The sequence below is a fragment of the Pseudoalteromonas haloplanktis ATCC 14393 genome (genome assembly GCF_000238355.1).
Lineage (GTDB): Bacteria > Pseudomonadota > Gammaproteobacteria > Enterobacterales > Alteromonadaceae > Pseudoalteromonas > Pseudoalteromonas haloplanktis.
Genome location: NZ_AHCA01000004.1, coordinates 269909 through 283542, shown reverse-complemented (window position 1 = coordinate 283542; position 13634 = coordinate 269909). Strand labels below are relative to the sequence as shown.

Genomic DNA, 13634 nt, shown 5'->3' with positions numbered 1-13634 from the left:
AAGCGATGAGCCAAGATAGATCTTTTATTAAAAGTGGCAGAAATACCATTATCCACAAAGATAAAAAACTCGATTTAGTGATCGTGAATTCTGAAATTCACCCCAAAATTAAAGTCACTCAACATGGTTTAGAGCCATTTAAAGAAGAGCTGCCAAAAAACCGTCGTGAAGCTAAAGAACGTTATTTAGAAGTGGTGTATATCACGAGTGTTGATATTTTTGGTGAAGAAAAGCGTTTACTGTTTATTCAGGCGCTGGATGGCCGTGAATATAAGATTGATTACAGTAAAGTAGGGACAAAGTTATTTGTTCGTATTCATCAAGAGAGTTATTTATAGTTTTCTTCTTCTCTACTGGCACTGTAATTGCTTCATAAATAAATTGGCATAGTCTTTAGCGCTATGTAATTTCGATTTTAATGAGGAAGCAGTGCATGAAATCTCCCTTAATAGTTGCTCCACTTTTCACTTTATTAGCCGCATGTGGTGGCGGTGGAGGGGGGAACGACAATCCTGTTGTCGCCGCATCAGTATTTGCAGGAAATGACCAGCAAATTATTGAAAAAAGTGAATTTACAATAGAAGCTAAAGGATCGCCAGCCGACGGTACATTTACTTGGCAAAGGATCAGTGGTCCTATTATAGAAGATTTCCCGCTTGATGGTGCACTGCAAACGATTACCGCTCCTGATATTAAAGCGGACAGCGAACTATTACTGCGAGTCAGTTATCAGACTACCGATGGTCAGTTAGTAAGTGATGACTTACTTATTGCAATAGAATCAAATAATCAAATACCGCAAGTCATTGTTACGCAAACAGCGCCAGCAACACTCCCTTCTGATTATCAAGATACGATCACCCTGAGTGCAGCAGGTTCGATAGACCCTGATGAGAATGGCCAAATTAATAGTTATAACTGGCAACAAATTGCAGGGCCAACACTTGCAGTGGATAGTAATAGCAATGCGACAATTAGTTTTTCGCATCCTTTACTCGATACGAATACCTTGATCACATGGTTAATTACTGTGGTAGACGATGAAGGAGGAGAATCAAGCACCGAATATTCTCATACTTTAAACAAAACCACAGAAGTAATTATTGCTAACGCGGGCAGTGATCAGAGTGTGATTGAACTGGAGAAGGTGACATTGGATGCCACCGATTCGCAAACTGTGACTAACACATATAAATGTTATTGGCAGCAAACAGCAGGTAGTGCGGTGCTGGATAACCAACAGCAATGTGTCACTTCTTTCATCGCACCAGCAACTGAAGCGGTGAACACCCATACTTTTGAAGTAACCGTAACTGACTACAAAGGGCGAACTGAAAAAGATAGTGTTGATATTGTGGTTAACTCTAAGCCTCTGGGGCTGATCAATGATACTGGGATGACCAAGTGCTATAACAATACCCAAGAAATAGCCTGCACAAGTCCTGACTTTCCGCGCCAAGATGCTTATGTAGGCCGCGATAGTGGGGTTGGTACACATATTGAAAAAGTGGGTAAAGGTGAACAAGCTTTTGACTTTACAAAACTTAACCAGTTTGCCGATGAGTTATTAGATAATGCCTCTAATTTCAGCTGTATTCGCGATAATGTTACAGGGTTGATTTGGGAAGTAAAAAGCCCTAACACAAACGTGTTACCTAACACGCAACTGCGCGAAGGGCAAAATCACTATACTTGGTACTTAACCAATGAAGAGGGAGTGCAATCAGGCAGTAGTCTTGGCACGCCAAACAGCACCTGCCCAAGTAATAGCAACTGTAATTTACAAGTGTACGTTAATGAAGTGAATGCTCTTGATTACTGTGGCGGTACTAACTGGCGCGTGCCTACTTACACAGAGCTATTAACGTTACTTAACTATGGAAAGCATGGACAATCAATATTGCTTGATGAGAACTATTTCCCTAATACTCCAAATAGCAACTTACTTGCGGATGGGCTCATTTATTGGACATCGCAAACTGCCGTTGATGGTACAAGCTTATCGCAAGCGTATGTGTTTGATATGAGTGATGGTAATGATCTAGCTTATCCTAAAAGTAATACAGCCTTTGTCCGTCTAGTTAGAACCGCAGGAGCATCGCAATGAAACATCAATTAATAGCGGGGTTATTATTATTGAGTCCTATGGCCGTGACGGGGCAAACGTGCTACGAAAGCATAGCCGACACGACACCTAGCACGCGGTTTACACAACACACTGATGGCACCGTGAGCGATAGCGTTACCGGACTCATGTGGCAAACTTGTAGCTATGGACAAAGCTATGATGTTACAACTAATAGTTGTTTAAACAGTGTTGTGAAAGTTAATTGGCAAGAAGCATTAAGAGCGGCGGTAAATGATCGCACTGGCGCTTATAAAGATTGGCAAGTACCTAATAATAAGGAGCTTGCCAGTATTTTAGAGCACAGCTGCGTGACACCGAGTATTAATGAAGAAGTGTTCTTGGGCAGTTTAAGTGAAAACTATTGGACCAGTACTTCGGCTATAGCAGATAAAACAGCGGCTTGGGTATATACCTTTGACAGAGGACTAAACAGCTTGCACGATAAAGAAGCATTCATTTATTTGCGTTTAGTCCGTTATGAAAAGTAATTTTGTTTAAGCTAAATACTGCTGAAACACTTCTAACCGCGCTTGTTCTAGCGCGGTTTTTATTTGCGCGCCTTTTATCCCTTGAGCAATAAATTGTTGTGGATTGATTGCCCTAGCTTCCTTGGTTGCTGCCAATAACTGTTGTTGATTGGTAAGTGGTGCAGCTTGGTTAATTGTAATGGCGCTGAGCACGGCATCAAACCGCTCTGGACGACGCCACAAATCGAGTTGATTACAACAAGCAAGTAATTGCTCTGCGGTAATTGTAGAGCTTGTTAAAGTTGCTTGGTGAGCATTGAGTTGTAATGCCAAGTCGCGTACATCATTAGGAAGGCGAATAGTTTGACCCATGGCTTTGATGTCATCGGCGGTTAACGAGCTGGTGGCTTGTGCGAACAATAATGCCTGATCTGTGATATGGTGATTTTGGGCATAGGCGTAACGAATTGTTAGTTGTTGATATAACTCGTCGTTCCAGTTATTAGCCAAAGCTGGGCTGATCGCACTGAGAGCCCCCAGCTGCGCTAAAATATTTAAAAACTCTGCAAATGCTCCATCAGCGAGTGACTTTTCACACTCTAACCAAATACGTTCTGCGGTGAGTGTCTTAAGCTCGCCACGGTTGATCATTTGCGTTAATAATTGTTGAGTTTCATCGGCTATAATAAAGCCTAAATAATGATAGCGGGCGGCAAATCGCGCAACACGTAAGATACGCAGCGGATCTTCACTAAAAGCGTCTGATACATGGCGTAGAATACGCTTGTCTAAATCTTGCTTACCCCCGTAGGGATCGATCAAACTACCATCGTCGGCTTTAGCGATGGCATTGACCGTTAAATCGCGGCGGCGTAAGTCTTCTTCGAGCGTGACATCTGCTGAGAACTCACAGACAAAACCGGTATAACCCTGTCCTTGTTTGCGTTCAGTGCGGGCGAGGGCGTACTCTTCTTTGCTTTTGGGGTGCAGAAATACCGGAAAGTCTTTACCAACTTGTTGATAGCCTTGCTTTAGCATTTGTTCGGGTGTTGCACCAACCACTACGTAGTCACGCTCTTTTATTACTCGTCCAAGCAATTCATCACGAACCGCGCCACCAACCAAATAAACTTGCATAACTCACCCTGAATATTAACTGTGCAAACTATTTTACGTTATTTAACTAATAAAACGCTAACAAGGTTTTCACTTGCGCTGTTTTTTTGCCATTATAGGCGGTGATTTAATCAGTAAGGAAATTTAGGGTGTATTTAAGCTACTTCGGCTTGTCGGAAAAACCATTTTCAATCGCGCCAAACCCACAGTATTTATTTTTAAGTGAGCGTCATAAAGAAGCTTTGGCGCACCTAACTTATGGATTGGGTGAAGCGGGCGGCTTTGTATTGCTTACAGGTGAAGTAGGCACAGGGAAAACAACGCTTACTCGTAGCTTGCAAGAACAATTGCCAGAAAATACTCAAGTGGCTTTGATCCATAATCCAGCTTTGTCACAGCTGGAGTTGCTAGCGAGTATTTGCGATGAATTTAACATCGCTTATGATGAGCAAAACGCCACTTTAAAAACGTTAACGGATGCTATAAAAAAGCACCTAGAAGCGAATCACCAAGCCGGTGGCCATACTATTTTAATTATTGACGAAGCCCAGTTACTGGCTCCCGATGTGCTAGAACAGCTGCGGCTATTAACTAACATTGAAACTAATCATAAAAAGTTGCTACAAATCGTGTTAGTGGGTCAGCCTGAATTGCAAGCCTTACTGAAACGCAATGAGTTACGTCAGCTCGCGCAGCGGATCACCGCGCGTTATCATTTATTGCCGTTGACTGAAGGGCAAACCTTTGCCTACGTTAAACACCGTTTATATGTTGCAGGGTGTGATCGCGGATTGTTTTCTAATGATGCGTTAAAAACAATTCATTTAGTTACGGCAGGTATACCACGTTTAGTTAATTTATTATGTGAACGCTGTTTAATGGGCGCTTTTTCTCAGCAGCTAACTATGATTGATAGTGATATAGTGATGCGCTCAGCACAAGAAGCATTACCGCCAAGTGCGTTAAGCGCGGTTAGCATAAAGCCGCAGTCGTCGTTTAACTGGCTTTATCCGTTGGCTTTTTTAGCCGTGCTCTCGATGGGTATTGGTTTGTCGTTTATTCTTTAATTAATGGTCGTATATGTCGTACTTATTAGATGCCTTAAAACAATCAGAACAGCATGACGAAGCGTCAGCACATGACAGAAATGCTGAGCAGTTAAAACAGCAACAAGAGTTACAACGTTATCGTTTTATTGCTATTTCACTTGGTTTGTTGGTTGCTTTTTTACTGACCTTGATGGCGGGGTTTTCAATTGGTAAATGGCTGCAAACAAATCATTTAACTACGCCAGAGCAAGTAACCATCTCTGTTGAGCCGCAATCTACGCTGCCTGCGGATGAACAAGCCGCTACACCAGCTAAAAAGGAGCTTGAGCAAGTAGCACAAGTAGTAGCTAATCCAACGCAAACTAATCCAGCGCCAGTGGCCAGCACACAGCCTGTACCGCAGCAGCAGTTTGTTCAGCCGCAGCAATATCAACAAGCTGCAGGGCAATATCAGTGGGTGCAAGTGCCAGTAAATAATATGCCTACGTATCCGCAAGGTCAGCCTATGTTAGTGCAAACGCCTAATGGCTATCAGCAAGTATATGCAGCGCCGCCGCAATACAATCCGAATACCATGCAAATGCAGCCGACTATTAATAATAGCGCTAGCAATATCGACATGAGTAAATACAAGGTATTAGGTAAACCTATGGGGGAGCCTGCTCGCGAGCAGGCAAAACCTGCTGCAAATGATGAAGAATTAGAAACCGTACCAACAGCATTAAAAGATGCCTTTGCTCGTGCCATTGAAGACACTCAAGATACAAGGCCGCACCAAATCACTCAAGGCACTAAAAACTCATCTTACGCTGAGCCAATTGAGTTGTTGCCGGATGCGTTACTTGCGATAATCCCAGAAATAAAATACCAAGCTCATATTTATTCATCGTCGCCAGATAAGCGTTGGGTAAAGCTTAATAACCGCGAATTATATGAAGGTGATAGCATTGGTGATTTAAGAGTGTTGGAGATCACCCCAGAGCAAACAGTACTGAGTTTTGATGATTACGAATTTAGTTTAAAAGCGCTGCAAGATTGGCCGCAGTAGCTAAAACTGATAACTGAGAGCCACTTTTATGGTGCGGCCAAAAATTGGTCGGCCATAAAATAATGGCTCTTGATGGCTTAAGTCATCCCTTGGATTACCTTCCGTTAAGCCTAATGTATTGGTAAAATTTTTCACTTCCAGTTGCGCGCTAAGCTGCTCTGTCATTACATACTCTGCAAATAAATCCCAAGTTTGATAAGCTGGTAATGCAAATTGGTTGGCAATATCAGAATAACGCTCTCCAACATAAAACCAGGTCACAGCTGCTGTTACCGCACCGGCTTGGTATTGTGGAGTTAAACGCAGTTGTAATTCTGGAGTGCGCGTTATTTGATTTCCATTAAATTCGCTTTGTGGTAACTGTTTTGGAATGCCATAAAACCCGGCATCTTGCCACACGCCTATCGCAGCAAACTGCCAAGCCTGATTAAATTGATAGTTATACTCAAATTCTAACCCTTGGGTTTGGGTATTAATTGATATCGCTTGCTGAGTGCTTGCAGCGCCTCGATATACGGTAAAAGGTAGAGGATCAAAGTTGGTATCAAATACAGTGCCGCTAAATTGCCAGTGTGGCGCTTGATAGCGCAAACCAACCTCACTCAGAGTTAAGCTTATTGGCAGGCCAAAGTTTTGCTGCGCGCGTTGTTCATCGTTTGTAGCCCAGCCACGAGCATTGCCATAATTAATCAGCCGCGGCATTTCAAAGGCATCTGCATAACGGGTAAACACCGCGAGTTGCTCACTAAGTTGGTAGTTGGCGCCAATACTGAGTGCATTATCATTAAATGAGTCCGTTAGTGAGTTGGCAGGTGTGTAATGTGAGTAATAGTTTTTTGTATTGTGCGTAGTTGATAGCAGCCCTTGTTGGCTGCGACTACTTAACGTGAGCTGCTCATTACGCAGGGCGAAATCAAACCTTAAATTATCGGTTACTTGCCAGTCTAAACTGGCGTAAACTGAGTGCGATCGCGATTGTCCTTGGCCTGTTAAATACACCGGCCCTGCGTATGCTAAAAAGCCCTGCTCAGTGAAATTAGCGACAACCTTATCTTGCTGATCCACGAGCACAATATCAAGCCGTTCAGGTTGGTGTTTAACATCGGTAAGTAATTGTCCAAGCCATTGGTCCAACGGCAGGGAGCTAAAATCACTGTGTGCGTAAATATGCCCTAAGCTGATTGACCACTGCTCTGTTAGGTAATTTACGCTGAGATGATTTATAAACTGTTGTTGTTTATAACTTGAATATAACGGGTAGCTTGAAGTGATCAGCCCATTGCCATTGAGTAGGCTAGGGTCATTAATTAACGTTTTATCTGTACTGCGTTGGTACTTAGCTTGTAATTCTTCTGGTAATTTGGCGTCTGTAACAGTGCTTTTAAACTGCGTTACATCATCAAATAGTAAGCGGCTATTGGCATCAATGATGCTCTCGTTGCCTAGGTTCATTAACGTATAAAGGCGATTACTCAAATTCGCGTAGCGGGCAATATTATTAAGTTGTAATTGTTCTGACAACCCCCCTTTAAATTGTATTGTGTAGCTGTTCATTAAGCTCTGCTGAGCATCTTCCAAATCGTGCTGGCGTGTGCCTTCTGGGGTGTGAAAATTTAATAACTTTAGATCATCGCTAAGTAACGTGCCAAAGTCATAGGGTAGGCTCTTCAGCTGCTTGATAGTACCTTGATTTTGCATCACTATTGGGGCATAAAAGCTGGTTTTATCGTTTAAATGTTTATAGCTAAAATCCAGTTCAAGCTCATCAGTTAACCAACTTAGTCGGGCGCTGAATTGGCCGCCTAAGTCACTGTTAAAGCCAGGTTCTCGAATGCCATTTGAGCTTCTATAAAAGCCCCCTAAGGTATAAAATAGCTGATCATTAATGGGGCCACTAAAGACGCCATCAAGGCGTGTGTAGTTATAATTTACCGCTTGGCTAAGTTTTACTAAGTTAAATGGTGTCTCTGAGCCGCGACGGCCAATATAGTTCACCATAGCTGCGGGGCCATTGAGGGTGAATATACCACTACTACCGCCTCTTACCGCTTCAATGGTTTGGTGGGTTAAATCGGGGCGTAAAAAAAAGTCACTCCAAACACCGTCGTAGGTTATTGGTAGTCCATCTTCCATTAAACTAATAAAACGAAACCCTTCACCGCCTCTTAGACCACGCGGAGAGACATTATTATTGGTTTCACCACCGGAATCTTCTACCCAAAAGCCCGTGACATTTTTAAGAATTTCAGCGGTGGAGTATGGAGTATGTTGTTCCAGTTGCTGTGTTGACAATTGGGTAACTGAAATGGAGGAGTTTAAAATATTTCGGGTTTTACCGCTAACGCCAGTGACTATGATGCGCTCAAAATCTTGCTGTTTGTTAGCTGCTATTGGAGTTACAAAGATACGCTGTTGACTGGGGTCTAAGCTAAATTGATATTGGCTATTGGCAAAGGTTTTAGCCAGTAATTGCTCAAGCGTAAAGCGTCCTTGTAATGGAGGAATAAGTGTTTGCTCTGCTAATTCAGCGGCGCTGAGTTGCCAGCCACTTTGCGCGGCAACATCGAGAATACGCTGCTGCAAGGTAGCCTCAGGTAAATTAAAGTGATAGTTGTCGGTAGCATGTACATAGCTACTAAATAATATTAACCAAGGTAATTGCTTGGTTAATAAGCTTAATAACATGGTTTGATTCAATATTTTTATTATTGTCCAAACTTTGTACCATTTTTAGCTCGCGTATACCATGCCACTTTTAGCTAACTTACTATTTAACCTGAACTCTGGATAATAAATCTATCTCCAGCGGCTACTTTCAACGCTAACTGCGTTGAATTTACTTGCAATAGGCCAGCTATTGACGCGTAAATTCGCCTTGTTATCGCTAAAAGTCTCCGATTGGAGACTAATAAATATATTTGTGATTTAATATCAATACATTAGTACATCTCTTAACCAGAGTTCAGGTTATTTAGTTAACTGTTAACGTATATTCTTTACCTTGTTTAGTCACAGTAATTGGGTAAATTTTATCAAGGCTATGCAGCCAGGAGTCTATTTCAGAAGTGAACAAACTACCATTGTAGGTATATTGACTAAGCTGCTGACTACGAAGAGTTATTTTTATTTCACTATAACGAGCAACATCATTGAGTACATCCCCTAAGCGGGCATTTTGATACACTAACCGACCTTGCTGCCAATCCATAATAAGGTTTTCTCCTTGTGCTTTGCTGCGGGTAATAGTGCCGGATTGAGTTACTTGCGCGGCTTGTCCTTGGCTTAACTTTATAACCTGTTGCTGCGCGAGCGATACTATGCCCTCAAGTACATCAACGCGAATAGAATCAGGGTTTGCACGCACATTAAACACCGTGCCTAATGCTTCTACTTGGCTTTGCTGGTGGCGCACAATAAAGGGCCGTTGCTTGTCTTTGGCGACTGAAAATAGTGCCTCTCCTTGATACAAGGTTAATTCTCGCGAACTATTGCTATAACGCACCGCTAATTGACTATTTGCCCCTAAATCTACTCGGCTGTTATCGGCTAGGGTGATAGTACGATGTTCGTTAATTGTGGTGCGAAAAAACTGATTCTGAACGTTGGTCATTGCAGCGCTGTTATTGGCGACCGTAACCGCTTTATTACTGGGTTGTTCAACATTAATGAACACGGTAAAACTTAATAAGAAAAACGCCGCAGCAAGTGCAAAGTAGCCGAGTCGAGAGCGTTTTTCAGCACGTTTATTGATATCGTTTGTTGCTGGTAATTGGCCAAGTTGCTGCGCTACGTAATCGCTATCTAATTGTGTGGAGACTTGCCATAGTTGCTGCATTTTTTGAAAAATCTCACGATGCAAATCGCTTTGCGCTAGCCAATCTTGCAACTCAATGGGGTAGTGTTGACTGTTGCTTACGGATAACTTTTGTTCTTCTAATAACAGCAACCAGTCAGCGGCTTGCTCTTCAATAATCGCTAAATCGTCAGGTGATGGGTTCATGCTAATATCCTTAAAACTCATGATCAAAGCTCATGTTGTAACTGTTGATAGCAATGACGAACTGCACGTAATACATATTTTCGTACCATACTGGGAGATATTTGTAAGGTCAAAGCGATTTCTTCATAACTTTGACCACGAATTTTATACAGTAAAAAAGCTAGTCTGCATTTGTCTGGTAAACTTGCGAGTGATTTTTCCATTTCTTTAAGTAATTCTTGGTTATGATGATTTTTCTCAGGATTGGCACTGTCGCCAGGCTGTGGCATTTGTTCGTTATCGTGAGTGTGATCTGCAAATGGACTGCGGGCTTTTCTACGTAGTTTATCAATAGTTAAGTTGGTCGCTATTTTATATAAATAAGCCGCAATATAATTACTCACTTGAGTATCTTCTAAACCCAATAGCTTTACGAATGCCTCTTGCGCTATGTCTTCAGCTTCGCGCTGATCAAGCCCTTTGGCCATGATATGACGCACCAACTTTTGCTGTTGTTGTAAAAACAACTGTTCAACCTGCTTACGGCGCTGGGCATCGGCTTGTTGCATTGTGGGAGCCTCGTTGGCGGCTTTTTTTCGTTTAAATGACAATAAAGGTGGCATGGCTACGCATCCTATTCTTCCTTTTATAGTGCCGCGAGAGTTGTTCCACTGGTACAACTCTCGGGCAGCTTGCTTAGCTAGTTAATTGTTGCGACGCGGCTTACTTTGCCTGAATCACTTACCGTTCTCAGCTGTACGCTTGCTGTTGTAGTCAGTGATACGGGAGCTTGATAGCTTTGCCATGTTGCACCTTGATCTGTTGAATACTCTGTTTTCATGCCAACAAAGCGTGTATTCACTATGAGCTGGCCGTTTTCAATATTGCCACCTGGTAGTGGTATCCGGTAATTAACGCCAATTTGTTCAGGCATTTGAGCATTAATGTCGACCACTTGGTAATAGTCCAATAGTGGTAGAGCATATTGTCCTAAAGTGTTGGTGAAGGTTTGCCAAGCTTGCTCCATGGCAGCCCCTTCGGCTGGCATCTTTTGTACCCAAGCTCGTTCGGCTGCACCGAGTAACTTAGGGAAAGTCATATAATCTAAAATTTCTGGGGATTTTTGATTTTCACCAAAAAGCTGCGCCTGAATCCCTTGGATATTTTGTTTACCGGTTTCATTAAGTAATACCCAATCTGGGTTCCAAGGAACAGGATTGCCTAGTTTGTCAGTTTCAGCGTTGGCGTAAATATTAAACGGGCGATACTCAAAGGTTTTTTTCGTGTCTGTATAACCAGCCCAATGATAGCCAATCTCATCAGGGTGTTTATTGTAGGCTAAGTCTAAATACATATTAGTGGCATGAGAGAGCACGACTTGATAACCCTGATTGGCAAACTTATAGGCTTGGTGTTCATTGCCCCAGCCCCATACGTTGTTCCAAAAAATAGGGTAGATAGCACCATAATCTACGTTACCCGTGCCATTATGTGACAGCACATCGCCCCAAGTTGCCATATCAAAACCATGTTGATTGACGATTTGTTTCCAGCGTAAGAAAAAGTAATCAAACAATTCAGTATCGGTTTTGCCCGCTGTGTTTGGATTTTGTTGTACCGCAGGAGATTGTGCCCACCATTCGTTGGGGCCTAAATGAGGCAGTTCATCACCGCCGCCATGTAAACGAGTGAGTGTTGCATCAGGGACTGCGTCGTAAATTGCGCGGGTTTCACTGATAATATGGTTCAAAAATGTAAAGGTGCTTTCAAGCGCTGGATTAACAAAGTTATCGGTATAAAATTGTGGAGTATAGTATTTGGATTGATCAAGAGGATCGATCAGGCGATATTTATTGGCTTCTGCTAAGTTGCTGTCTTTATATTTATTATAACGATACTCCATTGCTTTAATAGCGGCTCTAGCATGAGCAGGGAAGTCATATTCGATGATCACATCAATATGTCGGTCAGCGGCATATTGTAAAATCTCTTTGAAGTCATTAACGGTATAATATCCCCAACCTTTACCCAAATAGTTTTGCTGTGCAACTTCAAAACCTTGAAAACTCGGCGCAACGCCTAAGTTAGCCTCAGTGCGATTAGTGGGTTTATTTTCGATACCATCTCCGGCTGCAAATTCATTGGCTGCGCCCATAAACGTATGCAACATGTTTTCTTCATTAAGATCATAACCACGCTTGGCGCCAAAGTCGGTGAGTTCAGGAATACCAGGGATCTCAAGTCGCCAGCCTTCATCATTGGCAAGGTTAATTTCGAACTTGTTTAATTTATAAAAAGCCATTAAATCAAGTAGTTTGAATACCGTTTCTTTGGATTGAAAATTGCGAGCTACATCCAGCATCATACCGCGATAGGCAAAGCGTGGTGCATCGAGAATAACGCTTGCGGGTAATACGGCATTGTCGGCCAAGGTTGTAGAGTTTTGTGCATTTTTATACACAGAGGTTGGGATCATTTGGCGTAATGTTTGAATGCCATAAAACACCCCTTGTGCATCACTGCCAGTAATTTTAATACCAGTAAAAGCATCAATCTCGAGTTTATAACCACTGCCGTCGGCTTGGCCGTCTTGATTTGTGTCGAGGTTGCTATCAATCAGTAGGGTGATTTGGTTGGGGCCATTTTGTTGGCTGGCATTAATTGCAAAGCTGCCACTGAGTAAATCGCTTAATGCCGTTTGCAAGTAAGCAGCTTCTTTTGTAAGCGCTGCTGGCGCAGTAATTGTGGTTAACTGGCTCATTAAGGTTAAAAATTCATTGTCAGTGGTTACGACTGAATGCGGCTGAGGGACAAGTTGGTTTTGTAACGATAAACTGGCAAGCGGCGCACTGTTTTCGCTAAATCGTAATGCACTGGTTTGCACCGGCATATTATCGTTAGCTGTTTGTGTGGTTTGTTTTGGATCGGTTGGATCCATATAAACATCCACTAATACCGCCTGAGGTGTTTGGTTATCATAGCTAATATGAAACCCAGAAGGAGAATCATTTTTTAGCATTTGCCAATACTGGGCGATAATTTCAATTTCACGAGACTCACCTGGTTGGATAGGCGTAAATCCTGCTATGGGTTTTAAGACAAAATAATCCCCGCTTTTTGCTGTGTCTGCATTGTCGAGACTTAAATGTTGTGCCGCAATATGTTGGCGAGCCAATTCACCATTCGAGTCTGAACTTGGTAATACACTGGCTGGTGGCCGCACTGAGCTAAAATATAGCGCCCAGCCAGTTTCACCAAGCGGCTCTAAGCCATTGTTAGTAATGGTTAAGCTACCCATAAATATATTCTCACCAATGCCATGATCAATAACTTGCCAATTTAATGCTAAGTTATCTGGATTTGGTTGGGCGTTACTAAATTGACTCGCTGTGAGTAAGGCTAATACTGAAAGTGTGCTGGTAAATCTTTGTTTTTTCACAAACATAATGGCTCCTGAGCATTGTTATTGTATGTAGAGCGCTTACTGCTAGTTGACTCTAATGTTATAAACGCTTTTAGGCAGCTGTTTGGGAACGAAAAAATAAAAAAAGCCCTAAATACGCATTTAGTATTAGGGCGTGTTGACCTTTCAGGATTAAAATTTGTTCAACCTAGGTGCGATTTAATCGCGGCGCGAGGTTTGTAACCTAGTGGGCTAAGTAAAAACCGAGTAACAAAGAGTTAATCGCCCCTAGGCAGAACCCTTCGGGCAGTGCATGTTTGGCATTTATGCTGCGTTATCGCCTATTTATGGGGAACAACCACACTACATAGGCTCTGCCTTGCCTAAAAACCAAACATACTGCTGCAAATTCAACCTCGAAAGATAAACACGCCCTAGAACTTT

The 13634-nt window shown here is 42.4% G+C and carries 10 protein-coding genes; 5 read left to right on the top strand and 5 right to left on the bottom strand.

The genetic code is table 11. The features are described 5' to 3' along the window. Nucleotides 1-5 precede the first annotated feature (5 nt). The 3 genes from PHAL_RS0110220 (at nucleotide 6) to PHAL_RS0110210 (ending at nucleotide 2616) form a co-directional block, all read left to right on the top strand. Complete coding sequence (locus PHAL_RS0110220; protein ID WP_016708307.1) at nucleotides 6-338, top strand: hypothetical protein; 333 nt, start codon at nucleotides 6-8, stop codon at nucleotides 336-338. 95 nt (nucleotides 339-433) lie between these two features. Next, nucleotides 434-2107 (top strand): Lcl C-terminal domain-containing protein, encoded by a 1674-nt coding sequence (locus PHAL_RS0110215; RefSeq protein ID WP_016708306.1) that lies wholly within the window; start codon nucleotides 434-436, stop codon nucleotides 2105-2107. Next, entirely contained in the window at nucleotides 2104-2616 is a 513-nt protein-coding gene (locus PHAL_RS0110210) for an Lcl C-terminal domain-containing protein (RefSeq protein WP_016708305.1), read from the top strand. The genes PHAL_RS0110215 and PHAL_RS0110210 overlap by 4 nt, the downstream gene beginning before the upstream one ends. 6 nt (nucleotides 2617-2622) lie before the next feature. On the opposite strand, the gene PHAL_RS22945 is transcribed toward PHAL_RS0110210, so the two are convergent. Beyond that, the gene (locus PHAL_RS22945; protein ID WP_016708304.1) at nucleotides 2623-3732 is read right to left on the bottom strand and encodes a tRNA nucleotidyltransferase; all 1110 of its coding nucleotides are present in this window, start codon (nucleotides 3730-3732) and stop codon (nucleotides 2623-2625) included. 128 nt (nucleotides 3733-3860) lie between these two features. Between PHAL_RS22945 and PHAL_RS0110200 the strand changes: the two genes are divergently transcribed. Together PHAL_RS0110200 and PHAL_RS0110195 are read left to right on the top strand one after the other, a co-directional pair. Then, complete coding sequence (locus PHAL_RS0110200; RefSeq protein ID WP_016708303.1) at nucleotides 3861-4778, top strand: ExeA family protein; 918 nt, start codon at nucleotides 3861-3863, stop codon at nucleotides 4776-4778. A 13-nt stretch (nucleotides 4779-4791) separates the two neighbouring features. Next, the gene (locus PHAL_RS0110195; RefSeq protein WP_016708302.1) at nucleotides 4792-5808 is read left to right on the top strand and encodes a general secretion pathway protein GspB; all 1017 of its coding nucleotides are present in this window, start codon (nucleotides 4792-4794) and stop codon (nucleotides 5806-5808) included. Here the strand turns inward: PHAL_RS0110195 and PHAL_RS0110190 are convergent, their stop codons facing one another. From PHAL_RS0110190 to PHAL_RS0110175, 4 genes are all read right to left on the bottom strand, one after another. Further along, nucleotides 5809-8493 (bottom strand): TonB-dependent receptor, encoded by a 2685-nt coding sequence (locus PHAL_RS0110190; protein WP_016708301.1) that lies wholly within the window; start codon nucleotides 8491-8493, stop codon nucleotides 5809-5811. Nucleotides 8494-8779: 286 nt separating this feature from the next. Continuing rightward, on the bottom strand, nucleotides 8780-9808 hold the full coding sequence (locus PHAL_RS0110185) for a FecR family protein (protein WP_016708300.1): 1029 nt from the start codon (nucleotides 9806-9808) through the stop codon (nucleotides 8780-8782). Between the two features lie 23 nt (nucleotides 9809-9831). Next, on the bottom strand, nucleotides 9832-10410 hold the full coding sequence (locus PHAL_RS0110180; RefSeq protein ID WP_016708299.1) for an RNA polymerase sigma factor: 579 nt from the start codon (nucleotides 10408-10410) through the stop codon (nucleotides 9832-9834). Nucleotides 10411-10487: 77 nt separating this feature from the next. After that, nucleotides 10488-13232, bottom strand: a complete 2745-nt coding sequence (locus PHAL_RS0110175; protein ID WP_016708298.1) for a family 20 glycosylhydrolase — start codon at nucleotides 13230-13232, stop codon at nucleotides 10488-10490. Between the last annotated feature and the right edge of the window lie 402 nt (nucleotides 13233-13634).